At 73.3% G+C, this 18,572-nt stretch carries 18 protein-coding genes; 11 read left to right on the top strand and 7 right to left on the bottom strand.

Annotated features, from left to right (window positions below; all coding sequences use genetic code 11):
* Positions 1–210 precede the first annotated feature (210 nt).
* Positions 211–1,974, top strand: coding sequence for a carbohydrate-binding module family 20 domain-containing protein (locus ACFWJ4_RS07515; RefSeq protein ID WP_380540322.1), 1,764 nt, complete (start codon positions 211–213; stop codon positions 1,972–1,974).
* 94 nt (positions 1,975–2,068) lie between these two features.
* Here ACFWJ4_RS07515 and ACFWJ4_RS07510 read toward each other — a convergent pair whose 3' ends face one another.
* Entirely contained in the window at positions 2,069–2,812 is a 744-nt protein-coding gene (locus ACFWJ4_RS07510; protein WP_380540319.1) for an SDR family oxidoreductase, read from the bottom strand.
* 396 nt (positions 2,813–3,208) lie between these two features.
* Here ACFWJ4_RS07510 and ACFWJ4_RS07505 point away from each other — a divergent pair, with 396 nt between their 5' ends.
* The 3 genes from ACFWJ4_RS07505 (at position 3,209) to ACFWJ4_RS07495 (ending at position 6,048) form a co-directional block, all read left to right on the top strand.
* On the top strand, positions 3,209–4,264 hold the full coding sequence (locus ACFWJ4_RS07505) for an alpha/beta hydrolase (protein ID WP_380540316.1): 1,056 nt from the start codon (positions 3,209–3,211) through the stop codon (positions 4,262–4,264).
* 337 nt (positions 4,265–4,601) lie between these two features.
* Positions 4,602–5,408 (top strand): hemerythrin domain-containing protein, encoded by an 807-nt coding sequence (locus ACFWJ4_RS07500; protein WP_380540313.1) that lies wholly within the window; start codon positions 4,602–4,604, stop codon positions 5,406–5,408.
* 238 nt (positions 5,409–5,646) lie between these two features.
* Positions 5,647–6,048 carry a hypothetical protein gene (locus ACFWJ4_RS07495; RefSeq protein WP_380540310.1) on the top strand — a complete coding sequence of 134 codons (402 nt, stop codon included), beginning with the start codon at positions 5,647–5,649 and terminating at the stop codon, positions 6,046–6,048.
* Positions 6,049–6,120: 72 nt separating this feature from the next.
* Here ACFWJ4_RS07495 and ACFWJ4_RS07490 read toward each other — a convergent pair whose 3' ends face one another.
* Positions 6,121–6,714, bottom strand: coding sequence for a DUF6891 domain-containing protein (locus tag ACFWJ4_RS07490; protein ID WP_380540307.1), 594 nt, complete (start codon positions 6,712–6,714; stop codon positions 6,121–6,123).
* Between the two features lie 100 nt (positions 6,715–6,814).
* Between ACFWJ4_RS07490 and ACFWJ4_RS07485 the strand changes: the two genes are divergently transcribed.
* Complete coding sequence (locus ACFWJ4_RS07485; protein WP_380540304.1) at positions 6,815–7,777, top strand: DUF1152 domain-containing protein; 963 nt, start codon at positions 6,815–6,817, stop codon at positions 7,775–7,777.
* A 63-nt stretch (positions 7,778–7,840) separates the two neighbouring features.
* On the opposite strand, the gene ACFWJ4_RS07480 is transcribed toward ACFWJ4_RS07485, so the two are convergent.
* Together ACFWJ4_RS07480 and ACFWJ4_RS07475 are read right to left on the bottom strand one after the other, a co-directional pair.
* Positions 7,841–8,404 (bottom strand): FHA domain-containing protein, encoded by a 564-nt coding sequence (locus ACFWJ4_RS07480; RefSeq protein ID WP_380540302.1) that lies wholly within the window; start codon positions 8,402–8,404, stop codon positions 7,841–7,843.
* Between the two features lie 181 nt (positions 8,405–8,585).
* Positions 8,586–9,134, bottom strand: coding sequence for a DUF1697 domain-containing protein (locus tag ACFWJ4_RS07475; protein WP_380540299.1), 549 nt, complete (start codon positions 9,132–9,134; stop codon positions 8,586–8,588).
* Between the two features lie 167 nt (positions 9,135–9,301).
* Between ACFWJ4_RS07475 and ACFWJ4_RS07470 the strand changes: the two genes are divergently transcribed.
* Positions 9,302–9,772 (top strand): pyridoxamine 5'-phosphate oxidase family protein, encoded by a 471-nt coding sequence (locus ACFWJ4_RS07470; RefSeq protein WP_359896970.1) that lies wholly within the window; start codon positions 9,302–9,304, stop codon positions 9,770–9,772.
* Positions 9,773–9,796: 24 nt separating this feature from the next.
* Here ACFWJ4_RS07470 and ACFWJ4_RS07465 read toward each other — a convergent pair whose 3' ends face one another.
* Positions 9,797–10,153, bottom strand: coding sequence for an arsenate reductase family protein (locus ACFWJ4_RS07465; RefSeq protein WP_380540296.1), 357 nt, complete (start codon positions 10,151–10,153; stop codon positions 9,797–9,799).
* Positions 10,154–10,285: 132 nt separating this feature from the next.
* On the opposite strand from ACFWJ4_RS07465, the gene ACFWJ4_RS07460 reads away from it, so the two are divergent.
* A complete protein-coding gene (locus ACFWJ4_RS07460; RefSeq protein ID WP_380540293.1) occupies positions 10,286–11,527 on the top strand; it encodes a cytochrome P450 in 1,242 nt (413 codons plus the stop codon).
* Positions 11,528–11,695: 168 nt separating this feature from the next.
* Positions 11,696–12,793 carry a PP2C family protein-serine/threonine phosphatase gene (locus tag ACFWJ4_RS07455; RefSeq protein WP_380540290.1) on the top strand — a complete coding sequence of 366 codons (1,098 nt, stop codon included), beginning with the start codon at positions 11,696–11,698 and terminating at the stop codon, positions 12,791–12,793.
* Here the strand turns inward: ACFWJ4_RS07455 and ACFWJ4_RS07450 are convergent.
* Positions 12,774–13,397, bottom strand: coding sequence for an exonuclease (locus ACFWJ4_RS07450; protein ID WP_380540287.1), 624 nt, complete (start codon positions 13,395–13,397; stop codon positions 12,774–12,776). The genes ACFWJ4_RS07455 and ACFWJ4_RS07450 overlap by 20 nt on opposite strands.
* A 216-nt stretch (positions 13,398–13,613) precedes the next feature.
* On the opposite strand from ACFWJ4_RS07450, the gene ACFWJ4_RS07445 reads away from it, so the two are divergent.
* The 3 genes from ACFWJ4_RS07445 to ACFWJ4_RS07435 are packed head-to-tail and all read left to right on the top strand — an operon-like array spanning position 13,614 to position 16,971.
* Positions 13,614–15,032, top strand: a complete 1,419-nt coding sequence (locus ACFWJ4_RS07445) for a diacylglycerol/lipid kinase family protein (protein WP_380540465.1) — start codon at positions 13,614–13,616, stop codon at positions 15,030–15,032.
* A complete protein-coding gene (locus ACFWJ4_RS07440; protein WP_380540285.1) occupies positions 15,025–15,645 on the top strand; it encodes a phosphatase PAP2 family protein in 621 nt (206 codons plus the stop codon). The genes ACFWJ4_RS07445 and ACFWJ4_RS07440 overlap by 8 nt, the downstream gene beginning before the upstream one ends.
* 54 nt (positions 15,646–15,699) lie before the next feature.
* Entirely contained in the window at positions 15,700–16,971 is a 1,272-nt protein-coding gene (locus ACFWJ4_RS07435; RefSeq protein WP_380540282.1) for an acyltransferase family protein, read from the top strand.
* Positions 16,972–17,071: 100 nt separating this feature from the next.
* Here the strand turns inward: ACFWJ4_RS07435 and glnA are convergent, their stop codons facing one another.
* The gene (gene glnA / locus ACFWJ4_RS07430; protein WP_359896989.1) at positions 17,072–18,484 is read right to left on the bottom strand and encodes a type I glutamate--ammonia ligase; all 1,413 of its coding nucleotides are present in this window, start codon (positions 18,482–18,484) and stop codon (positions 17,072–17,074) included.
* Positions 18,485–18,572 lie beyond the last annotated feature (88 nt).

Below are 18,572 nucleotides of genomic sequence, written 5' to 3'. Positions count from 1 at the left end.
TCCTGAAGGGCCGGTGAACCAGGACAGGTGAGGGGCCCGGCGGCTACGGCCGCCGGGCCCTTGTCGTGCCGTCCGGGGTTTCGACCGAGGTCTTGACGGCCCTCGCGGGCGCCTCTAGGTTCGGCGCTGCAAGTTTCCGGCAAGTTGCAGAAACTTCCTGCAGGCTTCACCTCCGGCTGCCCCACCCCAGCCACCCCCTCAGGAGACGACGTGGTCACCACCGCCCCCACCCTGCCCCGGCCCTCGGCCGGGAGGACCCCCAGGCCCGCCCGCGCGGCCGGTGCGCTCGCCGCCTCGGCGGCGCTCGCGCTCTCGCTCGGCACCTCCCTGGGCGCCCCCGCCGCCCAGGCCGCCCCGCCGGCCAACAACGGCAAGGACGTCACCGCCACCCTCTTCGAGTGGCGCTTCGACTCCGTCGCCCAGGCCTGCACCTCCACCCTCGGCCCCAAGGGCTACGGCTTCGTCGAGGTCTCCCCGCCGCAGGAGCACATCCAGGGCGCGCAGTGGTGGACCTCCTACCAGCCGGTCAGCTACAAGATCGCCGGACGGCTCGGCGACCGCACGTCCTTCAAGAACATGGTCGCCGCCTGCCACGCGGCCGGCGTCAAGGTGATCGCCGACGCGGTGGTCAACCACATGTCGGCGGGCTCCGGCACCGGCACCGGCGGTACCGCGTACACCAAGTACACCTACCCCGGCACGTACCAGGACCAGGACTTCCACACCTGCCGCCAGCCGATCACCAACTACCAGGACCGCGGCAACGTCCAGAACTGCGAGCTGGAGAACCTCTCCGACCTGAACACCGGCAGCGCGTACGTCCAGACCACCATCGCGCACTACCTGGACGACCTCGCCTCGCTCGGCGTCGACGGCTACCGGATCGACGCCGCCAAGCACATCGCCGCCGCCGACCTCGCGGCGATCAAGGCCAGGATGGCCAACCCCGCGGCCTACTGGGTCCAGGAGGTCATCTACGGAGCCGGCGAGCCGGTCCAGCCCACCGAGTACACCGGCACCGGCGACGTGGACGAGTTCCGGGTCGGCACGGACCTCAAGCGGATGTTCACCACCGACAAGCTCACCAACCTCAGCGGCTGGGGCGCCTCCTGGGGCTACCTGCCGAGCGGGCAGGCGCGCGCCTTCGTCGACAACTGGGACACCGAGCGCAACGGATCCACCCTCAACTACACCTACGGCAACACCTACACGCTGGCCAACGTCTTCCTGCTGGCCTCGCCGTACGGCGCCCCCAACATCCACTCCGGCTACACCTTCGCCAACAAGGACGACGGCCCGCCGAACGGCGGCACCGTCAACGCCTGTTACCAGGACGGCTGGAACTGCACCCACGCCTGGCGGCAGATAGCCAACATGGTCGGCTTCCGCAACGCGGTGGCGGGCACCGGAGTGACCGACTGGTGGTCCAACGGCGGCAACGCGATCGCCTTCGGACGCGGCAACAAGGGCTACGTCGCGATCAACCACGAGGGCGGCGCGATCACCCGGACCTTCCAGACCGGGCTGCCGGCCGGCACCTACTGCGACGTCCAGCACGGCGACCCGCAGCCCGGCGGCGGCTGCACCGGCCCGACGTACCAGGTGGGCGCCAACGGGCAGTTCACCGCGACGGTCGGCGCCGGCGACGCGGTCGCGCTGTACGTCCAGTCCGGCGCGAGCGTCTCCGGCGCCTCCTTCAACGTCAACGCGACCACCTCGGTCGGGCAGAACGTCTACGTGGTCGGCGACGCCGCGGCGCTCGGCGCCTGGGACCCGGCGAAGGCCCTGCCGCTCTCCTCGGCCGGCTACCCGGTCTGGTCGCTGTCGCTGTCGCTGCCGGCCGGCACGTCCTTCCAGTACAAGTACGTCCGCAAGGACGCGAGCGGCGCGGTCACCTGGGAGTCCGGCGCCAACCGGACGGCGACGGTGCCCTCGGGCGGGACCGTCGCGCTGAACGACACCTGGCGGCCGTGAGCCGCGGGCCCCGGTCCGCCCCGGATCCCCGTCGGCCCGCTCCGGCGGGGATCCCCCGCGAGGGCGGCCGGGAGGCGGGCGGCGCGGCCGTCCGTCACCCCCGCCCGATGTACGGCATGGCCGTCGCCAGCACGGTGGCGAACTGCACATTGGCCTCCAGCGGCAGCCCGGCCATGTGCCGCACGGTGCGCGCCACGTCGGCCACGTCCATGGTCGGCTCGGGGGCGATCCGGCCGTCCGCCTGACGCACGCCCGCGCCCATCGCCGCCGTCATGTCGGTCGCCGCGTTGCCGATGTCGATCTGCCCGCAGGCGATCCGGTACGGGCGGCCGTCCAGCGACAGCGACCTGGTCAGGCCGGTGACGGCGTGCTTGGTCGCGGTGTAGGCGATCGAGTGCGGGCGCGGGACGTGCGCCGAGACCGAACCGTTGTTGATGATCCGGCCGCCCTGCGGGTCCTGCGCCTTCATCTGCCGGAACGCGGCCCGGGCGCAGAGGAAGGCGCCGGTCAGGTTGAGGTCGACGACGGCCCGCCAGTCCTCGACCGACAGCTCCTCCAGCGGGACGGCCGGGCCGAAGGCGCCGGCGTTGTTGAACAGCAGGTCCACCCGGCCGTGACGCCCGGCGGCCGCGGCGAACAGCGCGTCCACCGCCTGCGGGTCGGTGACGTCGGCCGGCACCACGTCGGCCGGGGCGGCGCAGAGCCGGGCGGTCTCCCGCAGCGGTCCGGGCCGCCGGCCGGCCAGCACCGTCCGCCAGCCGTCCGCGGCCAGTTCGACCGCCACGGCGCGGCCGACACCGCTCCCGGCTCCGGTGACGACGGCGATCCGCTGGTTCATGGCACCCTCCTCGATGACTGTTCCCGGTCGGCCCTGGGCGTGCCCTGGAGATCGTCGCGGACCGGCGACCCGCCGTCACTGGTCAAAGCCACCAAAATCCGGACGGCTCGGCGGGAGCCCGGCGGCCACCCCCGCCATCCGACCCCCGCCGACCGGGGGGAGTGGTGAAGGCCTTTACCCGATCGCGAACAAACATTGGATTTCCGGTGGCCACCGCGCAACCGGGCCACCCGGGCCCACGTCATAAGATCGCAGGAAGGCGCACCCCCGCGAGGGGCGGCGCGCCATCGCTCCGGGGGACGCATCAGTGCTGTGCCCCCGGTCTGTCCGGCCCCACCGGGGGGCCGCCGCCCGGTCAGACGGACCGGGCGCGACATCGGTCGGAGAGTCCTCACCGTGCTTAGGCAGTCGTCCCGTTCCCGCGCCGTCCTGTCCGGCGCCGCCGTGCTCGCCCTGGCCGCCTCGCTCGCGGCCTGCGGGAGTTCCGGCGGTGGGAAGGGGGACAGTGCCAAGAACGCCACCCCGGCCGGCGGCAGCAGCTCGGCGGGCAGCCCGAGCGCCGGCGGCACCAGCCCGGCCGCGACCGGCACCGCCACCGCGGCCTCCTCCGGCAAGGTGCTGATGCCCACCGGGCCCGCCGCCGCCCTCAACAAGGTCCGGGACACCGGCGCCGGCCCGATCATGATGACCAAGGTGACCGGCGCCAAGTCCGGCGTCACCGGCCAGGTCTGGGTCTGGCTGCCGCCCGAGTACAACGACCCCAAGTTCGCCAAGACCGGCTTCCCGGTGCTGACCCTGTTCGCGGGCGGCCAGAGCAACGGCTACAACACCTGGACCGACAACCAGCTGCCGATCCAGGAGGAGAACGAGCGGCTGGTCAAGGAGGGCAAGTCCCACCCGTTCATCATGATCATGCCGGTGCAGAACTTCAACAGCGACGAGAAGAACGCGCTGGACTGCTCCGACATCCCGGGCCAGCCCAAGATGGCCACCTGGATGGCCGAGGACCTCCCGGACTTCGTCCGCGCCAACTTCCGCACCGTGAAGGGCCGCGACGGCTGGGGCGTGATGGGCGCCTCCACCGGCGGCTTCTGCAGTGCCAAGCTCGCCCTCCAGTACCCGCAGGTCTACAAGGCCGCGGTGCCGATCGACGGCTACTTCATCCCGGACTCGGGGCTGTGGAAGGGCCACGACGCGGAGCGGGCCGCCAACAACCCGGACGTGCTGGTCGCCCAGGGCAAGGCCGACGTGAGCATGCTGGTGACCGCGGGTGGCGCCAACCCGTACGAGACCAAGGTGGTCAAGACCTGGGTGGACAAGGCGGTCCCGCCAGTGAGCCTTCAGTACCACGAGCAGCCCGGCGGCAAGCACCTGACCTCGGACTTCAAGAAGATGATCCCGGACACCCTGGTGTGGCTCTCCGCCCACCTGGCGGGGCCGGCGGCCGACTGAGGGCCCGCCCTTCGGCTGCTCGCGCTGCCCGCACTGCCCGCGCTGCCCGCGCTGCCCGCACTGCCCGCGCTGCCCGCGCTGCCTGTGCTGCTCGGACTGCCGCACTGCTCGCACTGCTCTCACCCGTACCGCCGGTGCCGGGACGCGTTCGCGCTCCCGACGCCGGCGGTCCTGCTTTCCGGCGGCGCCGAGCGGGTTGCGCCGCCCGTCCGCAGGCCCGTGACCTGCGCGTCAATCGGACATTGATTCGCTTCTGATCGACTGCGAGCACCTTGGCTGGGGCGGTCCTCCACCGGCCGCCACCACCCGCCGTGCCCCAAGCCGTGAAGAGAGTGCCATGCCGATCCACCTGGTGCCCCAGCCCGTCCCCACCGTGCCCGCGCAGGGCGAGTCCGGAGCCGCCTCGCTGGGCGCGGACACGTACGGACGGGTCGCGGCCGACGAGCCGGCCGTCCTGCGGTTCTCCGGGCTCCGCCTGGTGCACGCCGCGCTGCGCCGGGACCTCGCCCGGCTGCCCAACGCACTGCGGCTGCTCCAGCCCGACGAGGACGACAAGGGCGAGGCCCTGCTGCGGCACTGGAACTTCATCACCGCGATGCTCACCTGCCACCACGAGCAGCAGGACACCCGGCTGTGGCCGATCGTGCGCCGCTTCGCGCCCGAGCTGCGGCTGCTGCTCAACTGGCTGGAGGACGACCACCACAACCTGGACCACTCCTTCACCCGGGTCACCACGCTGGTGCGGATCGCCAGCCGGGACACCGGCAGCGCCTGGCCGGTCGCGTACGCGATGGAGGACCTCGCGGCCCGGCTGGAGACCCACCTGCGGATCGAGGAGCGGCAGTTGCTGCCCCGGATGGAGCGGGTGATCGCCGACGGCTCCCGGCTCGGCGGGCTGGGCGAGCTGCTGGACCTGCTGCGCCTGGCCGACGGCCCCGGCACGGCGGACGCGCTGGCCTGGCTCCTGGAGGGCGTGGAGCCCGAACTGGTCGAGCGGCTGCTGGCCGAGTGCGACGACGACGTGGCCCGCAACTGGCCGCACTGGCACGCGACCTACCAGCGCTGCACCTCGCCGCTGTGGGGCCCGCCGGACGCTCCGGCCGCCGGCGCCGGCCTCGGCGGCCTGGGGCGCATCGCGGACTGACTCCGGGGCTCTTCGCGGGCCCTTGATCTACGCGCGTGGCATGAGCCGGAGGCAGGGGACCTTGGCATATGCCGAACCGGTCCCCAGTGCGGGGGAGAGCTCAACTCCCCACTCCCCCTAGGGGATTCGACCCACCGCTCTCGGGGTCGGGCCGCCCCGGCCGCTCCGGGCCGCACCAGGGAAGGCGTCACGCCGACGGCTGATGGCGGGCCGTGCCCGCCGCACTACCGTCGACCGCATGACCACAGCGCGCAGCACACCCGGCCCGCACCGCACCCGCCCCGGGACCCGCCTCCGACGCGGCCCCGCGTTCCTCGTCGCCGGCGCCGTCCTGGTGCTCGGCGCCGGACTGACCGCCTGCGAGGGCGGCGTGGCCCTCTGCCTGGACGACCACAAGTGCACCGTCGGCATCAAGACCGACAAGGCCGACGGCACCAAGACCGTCAAGGTCTTCGGCGGCGACAACCCGATGAGGATGACCGTCGGCCACATCGGCGACAACTCGGCCGAGGTGACCGTCGGCGACGACAGGAAGACCGCCACCAAGGACGCCGAGACCTCCGTCGGCGGCGTCAGGATCACCCTGCGCAAGACCAACAAGGACGACCACTACGCCGAAGTGCACATCGAGCGGGACTGACCGCCCCGGGCACGACGAAGCGCTCCCCGGGCACGACGAAGCGCCCCGCCACGACGAAGCGCTCCCCGGCGCCTACTCCGGCAGGCGGTTGAGCCACTCCATCGGGGCGACCCGGATCGCCGTGTGCGGCGAGCCGTCCCACTCCGCCGGAAGCCCGACCGCCTCCAGCGCGGCGACCACCGCCCGCCCGACCTCCACCGTCCGGCGCTCCGACACCTCGGCCGTCTCCTCCCCGGCGCGGAACCCGCCGTAGCGCAGCATCAGCCCCCGCCCGGCGGCCGCCGCCTCGGTGTCCTGCTGGTGGAAGAAGACGAAGCCGACCGAGTCCGTCCCGGCCTCGCCGCCGATCTCCGCGTAGCCGCAGCCGGCGCAGCAGGTGAAGTCCATCGCCGCGACGATGCCCCGGTCCTCCAGCGCGTCGAAGGCGTCCGCCAGCCGGTCCACGTCGGTGGTCTCCGGCCAGGCCGTCTGCTCGGCCAGCCGCTCGGTCCACAGCGGGGCGAGGATCCGCTCCGCCTCCTCCTGCGTCAGCCCCTGGTCGTCGAGGTGCTCGACCAGGGACTCGGCCATCTCGTCCGGCTCCTGGAAGCCGCACCGGATCAACTCGCGGGCCCGGTCCTGGGCTTCGCGCAGCACGTCGGGGGTGGGAACCGTCTCCTCGGTCATGCCCGCATCCTCGCACCCGCCACCGACAGCGCCCGGCCTCCGGTGCGCCTCCCGGGCCTCCGGCGCCGCCGTCCCGACACCGCCCTGCTACCGTCCGCCGGTGACTTCTCTGCTGCAACCACCGCTGATCACCCGGCTGCTGGCCGCCGAGCGCATCCTGATCGCCGGAGCCGGCGGCGGCTTCGACGTGTACGCGGGGCTGCCGATCGCCCTCGCCCTGCGGGCCGCGGGCAAGGAGGTGCACCTGGCCAACCTCTCCTTCACCCACCTCTACGGCCTGCCCCTCGACGTCTGGGCGGAGCCCGACGTGGCCCGGATCGGGCCGGACACCGCCGCCCCCGAGGGCTACTTCCCGGAGCGCACCCTGGCCCGCTGGCTGAACCGGCACGGCATGCCCGACACCGTGTGGGCCTTCCCGACGGTGGGCGTGCAGCCGCTGCGCGAGGCCTACCGCGCGCTGGTCGCCCGCCTGGGCGTGGACGCGATCCTGCTGGTCGACGGCGGCACCGACATCCTGATGCGCGGCGACGAGGTCGGACTCGGCACCCCGGAGGAGGACATGGCGAGCCTGGGCGCGGTGGCCGGCCTGTCCGAGGTGCCCGAGCGGCTGGTCGCCTGCCTCGGCTTCGGCATCGACGCCTACCACGGCGTCAACCACTCCCTGGTGCTGGAGAACCTCGCCGCGATCGACCGGGCCGGCGGCTACCTCGGCGCCTTCTCCATCCCGCGCGACAGCCGGGAGGGCGTGCTCTACCTGGACGCCGTCGAGCACGCCAGGGCCGCCTTCCCGGACCACCCCAGCATCGTCAACGGCTCGGTGGCGGCGGCGCTGCGCGGCGAGTTCGGCGACGTCCGCTTCACCGAGCGGACCAAGGACGAGCAGCTCTTCGTCAATCCACTGATGACGCTCTACTTCGGCGTCACGGTCGAGGCGCTGGCCGCCGAGAACCGGTACCTGGACCGGCTGGAGCACACCGTGGTGACCCGCCAGATCGCCACCGTGATCGCCGAGTTCCAGGACGAGCTGCCCCGCCGGCGGCCGCCCCGGCAGTTCCCGCACTGACCCGGAGCACGGGCACGGGCGCGGAACGCCGGTCAGAACGCGGGCACGGGCGCGGAACGCCGGTCAGAACGCGGCGAGCCGGAACTCCAGGTTCCCGAACCGCACCTGGTCGCCCGGGCCGACTCGTACGCCGCCCGCTATCCGGCGCCCGTTCACATGGGTGCCGTTGGTCGAGCCGAGGTCGTACAGCACCCAGCCGCCCTGCTCGTGCCGCAGTTCGGCGTGGCGCCGGGACACCGAGGCGTCGTGCAGCCGCAGTCCCGAACCGGGGATCCGGCCGATCGTCAACTGCCCGGCCCCGGCCTGCGGCAGGCTCAGCCCCGGCAGCCGCTCGGTGCGCCAGGCCCGGCCCAGCCGGTCGCCGAAGGCGGACGCCCGCCCGACCGTGCGCAGCACGAAGCGCTCGACCGGCCCGCCGGTGGGCAGTCCGGCCACCGCCGCGTCCAACTCGCCGCGGCTGGTGGCCTGCAGGACGATGTCCATCCGGCCGAGGAAGGTGTCGTGCGAGAGCCGCCCGCTGCCCGCGCCGTCCCGCAGCACCCCGAGCGCCTGGTCCCGCTCGGCGTCGGAGGGTCGGACCGCGCCGGTCGGACCGGCCGCGCCGGTGGGGAGCTCAGGAGTCGTCATGGCCAAATTGTCGGCGCGGCCGACTCAGGCTGTCCAGATCACGCCGTGCACGGGCGCGGGGTTCGTACGTCACGGCAGTCCAGACGCCCTGTCCGGCCGGGCGGTTCCGCTTGTTCCGGGCCGCCCGGGCGGGGTGCTCCGGCCGTGCCGCCCGGCCCGTTCCGGGGCGCCGTACGGGCCGTCAGGCCTTGCGGGCGGCGGCCAGGATCTTCTCCGTGGTGTGCAGGAACCGGGAGGTGACCGTGCCCCGGTAGGCCTTGCCGAACATGTCCTTGGTGACCCACTTGCCGTCCCGGAGGTGGATCACCACGTACGCGGCCCCCGGGTCGGCGCCGAGCACCTCGACGTCGCCCTTCGGCGAGCGGTACGGGAAGGCGAATTCGCCCGGCAGCGGCTCGGAGAGGAAGGCGACGACCAGCCGGACGTCCGGTGTCACCTCGACGCCCCGGAAGGGCTCGGCGGCGAGCAGGCCGGCCACCTCGTCCACCGTCCGCAGCAGCGCCGGCACCGGGTACCCGAGCGCCTGCTCCAGGTGCTCCTCGATCCGCGCGGTCAGCGCCGCGCGGTCCGGCTCGTCGGTGGTGAAGAAGACGTTGCCGCTCTGGATGTAGGAGCGGACGTTCCCCAGGCCGAGCTCGGTGAACAGCGCCCGCAGCCGCTCCATCCGCACCGTCCGGCCGCCGACGTTGACGGCCCGCAGGAAGGCGATGTACGTGGTCGTGGTGGTCACCCGGCCAGTGTGGCACCGGCCACCGACAGCGGCCCGGCGCCCCTGGTCCGCAGGACCGCCCCGCCCGGCCGCCCGCTGTCGCGTGCCGCCCGCCTTCGCGTCCCGGCCCCCGCCCGTCCGGTCGTCCGCGCACGGCGGCCGTCGGTGCCGGGTGCCAGACTGGCGCCATGGCTACCTGGCAGGATTTCGAGCACGAGGCCCCCGATCTGGCGCCCCTGGTCCGGGCCCGGTTCGAGGCGAACAAGCACCACGTCATGGCGACGCTGCGCAAGGACGGATCGCCCCGGGTCAGCGGCACGGAGGTCGAATTCGTCGGCGCCGACCTGTGGATCGGGTCGATGTACGGCGCGGTCAAGGCGCGTGACCTCCAGCGCGACGCCCGCTTCGCACTGCACGCGCACCCGGGGGACGAGACCATGGCCGGCGGGGACTCCAAGGTCTCCGGCAGGGCGGTGGAGGTCACCGACGAGACCGAACTCGCCGCCTTCGCCGCCGATCTGCCCGAGGCGCCGCCCGGCCCGTTCCACGCGTTCCGGCTGGAGCTCGACCAGGTGGTGCACACCTCCGTGGAGGGCGACCACCTGCTCGTGCACAACTGGCACCCGGGTCGGCCGGTGGAGCGGATCCAGGTCCACTGACCGGCCGATCCGGCCGCAAGGCCCCTACGGCAGGACGGACTTGAGGGCCTCGGGGGTGCGGGCCACGACGGCGTGCCCGTCGTCCGCGGTGATGATCGGGCGCTGGATCAGGATCGGGTGCTCGGCCATCGCCGCGATCCAGCGGTCGCGCTCACCCACCTCCCGGGGCCAGCCCTTCATCCCCAGGTCCTTCGCGACCTGCTCGTCGGTGCGGGTGATGTCCCACGGCTCCAGGCCCAGACGCTCCAGCACCTGTACCAGCTCGGCCGCGGTGGGCGGCTGCTCCAGGTAGCGCCGCACGGTGTACTCGACTCCGGCGCCGTCCAGCTCGCCGAGTGCGGTCCGGCACTTGCCGCACCGCGGGTTGATCCAGATCTCCATGCCGGTCACCCTACCGAGCCGTCCGCGCCCGCCCCGCCCCGCCGCGCGCATCGGCCCGCCCCGCCCCGCCGCGCGATTCCGGTGGGTACGGGAACTCCGCCGCGCCCGACGGCGGTTGACCGGACAGGAAGCGTGATCTCGGGAGGGGAGCACCGGATGGACGGCGCGGCGATCATCGAACAGCTGATGACCACGGAGGTCAGGACCGATCCGTACCCGCTGTACGCCAGGGCCCGCGAGCTGGGCCCGGTGGTCCCGGCCGGGGACGGCATGTTCGTGGTGAGCGGCTACGCGGCGGTCAACAAGGTGCTGCGCACGCCCGCCTTCGGGGTGGCGACCGCCGAGATGATGGCCGGACTGGCCCCCGAGTACGCCGTGCACTCCTCGCTGGCCCTGTTCGGCCGCTCGATCCTCCAGCGCAACGCCCCCGACCAGCCCCGGGTCCGCTCGTTGATCGCCTCGGTGTTCACCGCCCGCCGGGTCGCCGCGCTGCGCCCGGCCGTGGAGACGGCGGTCGACCGGCTGCTGGACGGCATGGCCGAGCAGGGCGCCGACGGCTCGCCGGTGGACTTCATGGACGCCTTCGCCTTCCGGCTGCCGGTCGGGGTGATCTGCGAGCTGCTCGGTGTCCCCGAGCAGGACCGCTACCGCTTCCGCGACCTCGCCTCCGACCTGACCGTCGCGCTGGAGATCATCCAGGACCTGGACGAGCTGGCCGCCGCCGACGAGGCCGCCGACGAGCTGGCCCGCTACTTCACCGAGCTGGCCGCCGAGCGCTTGGCCCGGCCGCAGGACGATCTGGTCACCGACCTGGCCCGGATCGCCGCCGCGGACGACGAGCGGCTCTCCGCCGAGGAGCTGCTGGCCAACCTGGTGCTGCTGCTGGTGGCCGGCTTCGAGACCACCACCAATCTGCTCGGCAACGGCCTGGCCCTGCTGTTCCGCCACCCCGAGGCGGCCGCCGGGCTGCGCAGCGGCGCGATCACCCCGGCCGGGTTCACCGACGAGGTGCTGCGCTTCGACTCCCCGGTGCAGGCCACCGGCCGGGTCGCGCTGGAGGACGGCCTGAGTGTCGAGGGCCTGCAGATCCCGCCCGGCCACGCGGTGACCCTGCTGATCGGCTCGGCCAACCACGACCCGGCCCGGTACGAGCGCCCCGAGGTGTTCGACCCGACCCGCACCGACAGCCAGCCGCTCAGCTTCGGCGGCGGCACCCACTTCTGCCTGGGCTCCCAGCTGGCCCGGCTGGAGGCCGAGGTCGCGGTGCCCGCCCTGCTCGACCGCTTCCCCCGGCTCGCCCCGGGCGGCGTCCCGACCCGGCGCGACCGCCTGGTGCTGCGCGGCTACGAGACCCTGCCGGTGACCGTCCGGTGACCGTCATGTGACGCGCGGTCCCCGGGGCCGGGGATTCGGCTCCTCCGGCCCCGGGGACCGGGACGTTCGGCCGTTCGTGGCTGGGCCGTTCGTGGGAGAGCATGGAGGGATGAAAGCGGCCAATCCGGACCGATCACCCGGAACGGCCACCTGCCAGGAGGTCCCACCGTGCGCACAGCACCCCGCCCGCCGCGCCCCGCGGCGCTGGAGCCCAGGGTTCCGCGCTGGGTGCCCTGGCTGCCGGTGCTCCTGCTGGTGCTGGACCTGGTCGCCGAGGCCGTCGTCCCGGACGCCGTCGCCGCCGGCTTCCTGCTCACCGCGCTGCCCGTGGTGGCCGCGTTCAGCTACGGCCCGGCGCTGACGGCCGTCACGACGGCCGGCTCCCTGGCGCTCCAGCTCGGCCTGGCGCTGCGCGCGGGCCACGTCAACGAGCAGCACCACGTCTGGGTCTACATCGCCACCCTGCTCTCCGGCGTCATGGGCACCGCGCTGTCCTGGCAGCGCACCCGGCAGAACCGCAACCTGCTCCAGGCCCGTACGGTCGCCGAGACCCTGCAGCGCACGGTGCTGCGTCCGGTGCCCGAGCGGGCCGGCGGGCTGCGGGTGGCCGGCCTCTACCGCCCGGCCCAGGCCGACGTGCTGGTCGGCGGCGACCTGTACGAGGTCTGCGACACCCGCTTCGGCGTGCGGGTGCTGCTCGGCGACGTCCGGGGCAAGGGCCTGGGCGCGGTCCGCACCGTCGCCGACGTCCTCGGCGCGTTCCGGGCGGCCGCGTACGACACCCCCGGGCTGGTCGAACTCGCCGACCAGCTGGACCGCGCGGTGCTGCGCGACGCCGCCGACCGCGGCGACGACGAGCTGTTCGTCACCGCCGTCCTGCTCCAGTACCGGCCCGGCTCGGACTGCGTGGAGATCGTCAACCGCGGTCACACCACCCCGCTGCTCCTCGGCGGGGGCGGCATCACCCCGGTGTCCTGCGCCGACGAGCTCCCGCTCGGCCTCGGCCACCTCGGCCCCGCCGACGAGCGCAGCAAGGCGGTCGCCGTGGCGCTGCCCCCGGGCCACACCGTCCTGCTCTACACCGACGGCGTCAGCGAGGCCCGCGACACCGCCGGCGCCTTCTACCCGCTGGCCCCCCGCCTCGCCGCCCTCGGCACCACCGCCCCCGACCGGGTGGTCGCCTTCCTGGCCCAGGACGTCCACCGGTACGCCGGCCTGCTCGCCGACGACCTCGCCGTCCTCGCCCTCACTCCGGACGTCCCGTAGGCCCGGACCACTCCCAGAGGTTCGCGAACAGCTCCGCCTGCTCCCGGGCGTCGTCCAGGGCGTGGTGCGTGTGCGGCAGGTCCGGCAGCAGCTCCGGCGGCATCGACCGCTTGCCGATCCCGGCGAACGGCACCCCGGCCCGCGCCGCGTACAGCGTCTTCAGATCCAGGCAGCCGGAGTGCCCGAACGGGCTGGAGCCGGTGAACCGCACCAGGTACCAGTAGAGGAACTGCCAGTCGTACACCGCCGGGTAGCCCACCATCACCGGCCGGTACCGCTGCCCGCCCGGCCCGCGCCGCACCCCCTCCACCCAGCGGCCGAACTCCCGCATCGCCGCCGCCGGATCGGCCCCGTCCGCCTGCAGCGCCGCCCGGTCCAGCCCCGACACCGCCAGCGCCTCCGGGACGTACTCCGCGCTGATCGGCCGCAGTTCCCGGTAGAACGCCGCCGCCCCCGCCGGCGGCCGCCGGAACCCCTCCCCGTCGTGCCGGCCGGCCACCACGGCCCCGAAGCTCAGCATCGAGTACGGCCCCGGGATCGGCCCGTCCGACTCCACGTCCACCGACACGTACACCGTCGGGGTGACCTTCTCCCTGTGTCCCATGGCCCCCATCCAACTCGGCCCGGCAACCGCTTTTCCCGCCCTCGTCCTTCCTGTCGCCCGTCGCCCGTCGTTCGTCCCGCCACCCGGCGCCCCGGTCACCCGGACGGGCCCGCCGGGATGCCCCGGGGCGCGGGAGTGCGCAGGCTGCTGGCAACGACCGGGCCCGATCGGGCCCGGGGCGGACGGCCCCTGGGGTGCGCGGCACGGGAGGACGAGATCGACAGGACACGGACGGCGGACCACGCCGGGGGAGCGGGCGCGACGCTGCTCGCCCGCTGCGCCCTGCTGACGGTCGCGGGGGCCGTAGGGGTGCTGCTGTTCGCGCTGGGGGAGGGCGGGCTGCTGGTGCTCGTGGCCGGGCTGCTCGGACTGGTCGTCTGGGCCGCCGGCGTCTGGTGGTTCCTGGCCTACCGGGGCGCGGTCCGGGTGTTCGGGCTGCTCGTCGCGATCGCGGCGCCGGTCGCGGTGCTGGTGTTCTTCGCCCACCACCGGCTGTGGCTGACGGCCCTGCTCCTCGTCCTGGTCTGGGGCATCGCGCTGGCCCTCGCCCGTGCCGCGCTGCGCCGGGCCCGTCCGGAGCCGCCGATGCGCGGGCGTGCCGCGACCCGGCCGCTGCGACCGGTCCTGATCATGAACCCGAAGTCCGGCGGCGGGAAGGTCGGCCGCTTCGGGCTCGTCGAGCGGGCGGAGGGACTCGGTGCCCGGGTGGTCCTGCTCGACCCCGCCGCCCCCGCCGACGTCGCCGAGCTGGCCCGAACAGCCGTGGCCGAGGGCGCGGACCTGCTCGGCGTGGCGGGCGGCGACGGCACCCAGGCGCTGGTCGCGGCCGTCGCCGCCGAGCACGGCCTGCCGTTCCTGGTGATCTCCGCCGGCACCCGCAACCACTTCGCCATGGACCTCGGCCTCGACCGCGACGACCCCTCCCGCTGCCTGGACGCGCTGACCGACGGCGAGGAACTGCGGGTCGACCTCGGCGAGGTCGCGGGCCGGGCCTTCGTCAACACCGTCTCCTTCGGGGTGTACGCCGACGTCGTGGAGCGCCCCGAGTACCGCGACGCCAAGGCCGGCACCGCGCTCAGCCTGCTGCCGGACCTGCTGGTCGGCGAGGGCGTACGGCGGGTCGACGTGAGGGCCGACGCCACCGTGCTCACCGACCAGCAGGCGCTGCTGGTCAGCAACAACCCGTACGGCTCGACGGACGACCTCGGCATCGGCGGCCGCCGACCCCGGCTCGACAGCGGCCTGCTCGGTGTCCTCGGCATCCGGGTGGAGGGCGCGGCCCAGGCCGCCGACCTGGCCGTACGCGGCACGCAGTCCACCGGGCTGACCGCGCTGACCGCACGGAGGGTGGAGGTGACCGCGGAGGAGGACGAGATCCCGGTGGCGGTCGACGGCGAGACGCTGCGGATGCCCGTCCCGGTCGTGTGCACGCTGCGCCCGCGGGCCCTGCGGGTCCTGGTGCCGCGCGACCGCCCCGGCGTCCCCGCCCCCGTGCCGTCCGTGAACTGGCGCCGGCTGGCCGCCCTCGCGTTCGGCCGCTCCGACCCCGGCACCGGCGACAGCTCCGGTTCCGGCGCCGGCCGCGGCTCCGACCACAGCTCCGACCCGACTGCGGAGGGGCCGACCCGTGACTGACCACCCGGACCACGACGCCACCCCTCCCGTCCCGCCTCCTGCCCCGCCGTCCGTCCCGCCGTCCGTACTCACCGACCTGCGGGCGCTCGACGGAGCCGTCTACGCGGCCGTCGCCGCCACCTCCACCCCGACGCTCGACTCCGCGCTGCGCCGGCTCTCCAGGGCCGCCGACCACTCGAAGATCTCGTTGGCCGTCTCCGCCCTGCTCGCCCTGCGGCCCGGCCGCCCCCGGCAGGCGGCGGTGGCCGGGGTCGGCGCGGTGGCGCTGGCCTCGGTGGCGGCGAACCTGGTCGGCAAGCAGCTGGTCCACCGCCCCCGGCCCGACCGGGAACTGGCGAGGGTGACCGTCGGCCGGCAGGTGGCGATGCCGGAGTCGGCCTCCTTCCCGTCCGGGCACACGGCCTCGGCGACGGCCTTCGCCACCGCCGTCGGCGTGCTGCTGCCACCGCTGGCGCTGCCGCTCGGCGCGCTGGCGACCGCGGTCGGCTACTCCCGGGTCCACACCGGCGTGCACTACCCGGGGGATGTCGCGGCGGGCGCCCTGCTCGGCTTCGCGGCCGCCGTGGCGTCCCTGGCCGTCGTCCGGACCGTGCCGCCGAGCCTCCCGGAGTGAGCGGGCTTCCGGGCCTGCACCGGGCAATTGAACGTGTGTGCGCTATCTTCTGCCGTGAGCATTTTCCCCCGGCAACGACCAGGTTCCTCGGGCCGCCGCAAGTCCGCCAAGGGCGGCCGTCTCGCGGTCCTGGACGGATTGCGCATCCTGGCCGCGCTGATGGTGGTCTTCCACCACTACGTCGGCTACGGCGGCGGCACCAAGCCCGAGGACAGTGCCTGGGGCAAGCCGGTCGATCAGGTGTTCCACCGCGCTTCCTTTCTCGGCGCCTATCTGTGGACCGGCATCTGCCTGTTCTTCGTGATCAGCGGCTTCGTGATCTGCATGAGCAGCTGGGGCCGCCCGGTGGGCGACTTCGTCCGCTCCCGGGTCATCCGGCTCTACCCCGCGTACTGGTTCGCCGTCCTGCTCACCACCGCCGTCGTGACGGTGTGGCCGCTCGTGCGCCAGCCGCTCCCCTCCGAGCAGGTGCTCGCCAACCTGACGATGTTCCAGGAGGGCCTGGGCATCAAGGACGTCGACGCCGTCTACTGGACGCTCTGGATCGAGCTGCGCTTCTACCTGCTGTTCGCCATCGTGGTCTGGCGGGGCGTGACCTACCGGCGGATCGTGGCCTTCTGCTCGATCTGGACGGTCGCCGGCATCGTCGCGGCGAGCACCAAGTGGCCGGTGCTCGACTTCTTCGCGATGTCGCAGGTCTCCTCGTTCTTCGTCGCAGGCCTCGCGCTCTACCTGGTCCACCGGTACGGTCCCAACCTCATGCTCTTCGGCATCGTCGGGATCAGCTGGATCCTCTCGGTGCTCTACACCATCCAGCACCAGAAGGACGTGAACCCCTACCTCGGTCGCGTCGACCTGCCGACCTGGCCCGCCGTCCTGCTGACCAGCCTCTCCTACCTCGTCATGATCGTGGTCGCCCTGGGCTGGGGCTCCCGGATCCAGTGGCGCTGGCTCACCTTCGCCGGCGCCCTCACCTACCCCCTCTACCTGCTCCACGAGACCATGGGCTGGACGGCGCTGCGCGCCCTCCACGAGCGCGACGTCAAGCCCTGGACGGCGGTCGCCATCGTCACCGCCGGCATGCTCGTCGCCTCCTGGCTGGCCCACCGCCTCATCGAGAAGCCCCTGACGCCCCGTCTCAAGACCGGCATGACCAGGAGCATCGACGAGCTCCGCGCCGCCGAACCCCTCCCCCCGCAGCCCGCCCCGGCGCCGGCCCCGGCCCGGACCCCCGGCGCCCTGGAAACCGTCACCACACCCTGGGCCACCGCCTTCACCCCCAGGGACACCCACCCGCCGCAGCAGCACACCCCCGACTCCTACTGACCTCGCCCCACCCCCGCGCCCGGAAACAGCACGCACCGGGCGGCCGGCCCGACCTCCGTCGGACCGCCCGCCCGGCGCGCGCTGTCAGCCCCGCGGCCCTCTACAGGTCGTAGTAGAGCTCGAACTCGTGCGGGTGGGGGCGCAGGGCGATCGGGGCGATCTCGTTGGTGCGCTTGTAGTCGATCCAGGTCTCGATGAGGTCCGGGGTGAAGACGTTGCCGGCGAGGAGGTACTCGTGGTCGGCTTCCAGGGCCTCCAGGACGGCGGGGAGGGAGGAGGGCACCTGGGGGACGTTGGCGTGCTCCTCGGGGGCCAGCTCGTAGAGGTCCTTGTCGACCGGCTCCAGCGGCTCGATCTTGTTGCGGATGCCGTCGAGGCCGGCCATCAGCATGGCGGCGAAGGCCAGGTAGGGGTTGGAGGCCGGATCCGGCGCGCGGAACTCGATGCGCTTGGCCTTGGCGTTGGAGCCGGTGATCGGGATGCGGATCGCGGCCGAGCGGTTGCGCTGCGAGTAGACCAGGTTGACCGGCGCCTCGAAGCCCGGCACCAGGCGGTGGTAGGAGTTCACCGAGGGGTTGGTGAAGGCCAGCAGCGAGGGGGCGTGCCGCAGCAGCCCGCCGATGTAGTAGCGGGCGGTGTCGGAGAGCCCGGCGTAGCCCTGCTCGTCGTAGAAGAGCGGGGTGCCCTCGCTCCACAGCGACTGGTGGACGTGCATGCCCGAGCCGTTGTCGCCGAAGATCGGCTTCGGCATGAAGGTGGCGGTCTTGCCGTTCCGCCAGGCGACGTTCTTGATGATGTACTTGAACAGCATCAGGTCGTCGGCGGCGTGCAGCAGGGTGTTGAACTTGTAGTTGATCTCGGCCTGGCCGGCCGTGCCGACCTCGTGGTGCTGGCGCTCGACCTCCAGCCCGGCCTTGGCGAGCTCCAGCGACATCTCGGCGCGCAGGTCGGCGAAGTGGTCGACCGGCGGGACGGGGAAGTACCCGCCCTTGTACTTGACCTTGTAGCCGCGTACGTCGCCCTCGGCGGCGCCACTGTTCCAGGCGCCGGCCTCCGAGTCGATGTGGTAGAAGGACGCGTTGGCGCTGGTGTCGAAGCGGACCGAGTCGAAGACGTAGAACTCGGCCTCGGGCCCGAAGAACGCGGTGTCGGCGATGCCGGAGGAGGCGAGGTAGGCCTCGGCCTTCCTGGCGACGTTGCGCGGGTCGCGGCTGTACGCCTCGCCGGTGACCGGGTCCTGGATGAAGAAGTTGATGTTGAGGTGCTTCTCGGCCCGGAAGGGGTCGAGGCGGGCCGTGGCGAGGTCCGGCACCAGGGCCATGTCGGACTCGTGGATGGCCTGGAAGCCGCGGATCGACGAGCCGTCGAACATCAGGATCTCGGACGGGTCGAAGGTCGCCGCAGGTACGGAGAAGTGCTGCAGGACGCCCGGCAGGTCACAGAAGCGGACGTCGACGAACTTCACGTCGTTGTCCTGGATGAACTGCTTCACTTCGGCGGCGTTGTTGAACATCCATCCTCCTCGGCGTGCGAATTGGGCTCACCATAGGAATGGGTCGTTTCCATTCGGTGACCCGCTCGTTTCCTAGATGTTAACCACG

Origin of the sequence: Kitasatospora sp. NPDC127067, from assembly GCF_042724755.1 — a bacterium.
In the GTDB taxonomy this organism is placed as follows: Bacteria; Actinomycetota; Actinomycetes; order Streptomycetales; family Streptomycetaceae; genus Kitasatospora; species Kitasatospora lactacystinica.
The sequence above is the reverse complement of the archived record's forward strand: the minus strand, read 5'-3'. Positions and strand labels throughout refer to the sequence as shown.

Bases quoted from the DNA above. Each gene is read 5' to 3' on its own strand.
- ACFWJ4_RS07510 (WP_380540319.1), bottom strand. From the start codon at position 2,812: ATGAACCAGCGGATCGCCGTCGTCACCGGAGCCGGGAGCGGTGTCGGC.
- ACFWJ4_RS07500 (WP_380540313.1), top strand. From the start codon at position 4,602: ATGCCGATCCACCTGGTGCCCCAGCCCGTCCCCACCGTGCCCGCGCAG.
- ACFWJ4_RS07495 (WP_380540310.1), top strand. From the start codon at position 5,647: ATGACCACAGCGCGCAGCACACCCGGCCCGCACCGCACCCGCCCCGGG.
- ACFWJ4_RS07490 (WP_380540307.1), bottom strand. From the start codon at position 6,714: ATGACCGAGGAGACGGTTCCCACCCCCGACGTGCTGCGCGAAGCCCAG.
- ACFWJ4_RS07480 (WP_380540302.1), bottom strand. From the start codon at position 8,404: ATGACGACTCCTGAGCTCCCCACCGGCGCGGCCGGTCCGACCGGCGCG.
- ACFWJ4_RS07470 (WP_359896970.1), top strand. From the start codon at position 9,302: ATGGCTACCTGGCAGGATTTCGAGCACGAGGCCCCCGATCTGGCGCCC.
- ACFWJ4_RS07465 (WP_380540296.1), bottom strand. From the start codon at position 10,153: ATGGAGATCTGGATCAACCCGCGGTGCGGCAAGTGCCGGACCGCACTC.
- ACFWJ4_RS07450 (WP_380540287.1), bottom strand. From the start codon at position 13,397: ATGGGACACAGGGAGAAGGTCACCCCGACGGTGTACGTGTCGGTGGAC.
- glnA (WP_359896989.1), bottom strand. From the start codon at position 18,484: ATGTTCAACAACGCCGCCGAAGTGAAGCAGTTCATCCAGGACAACGAC.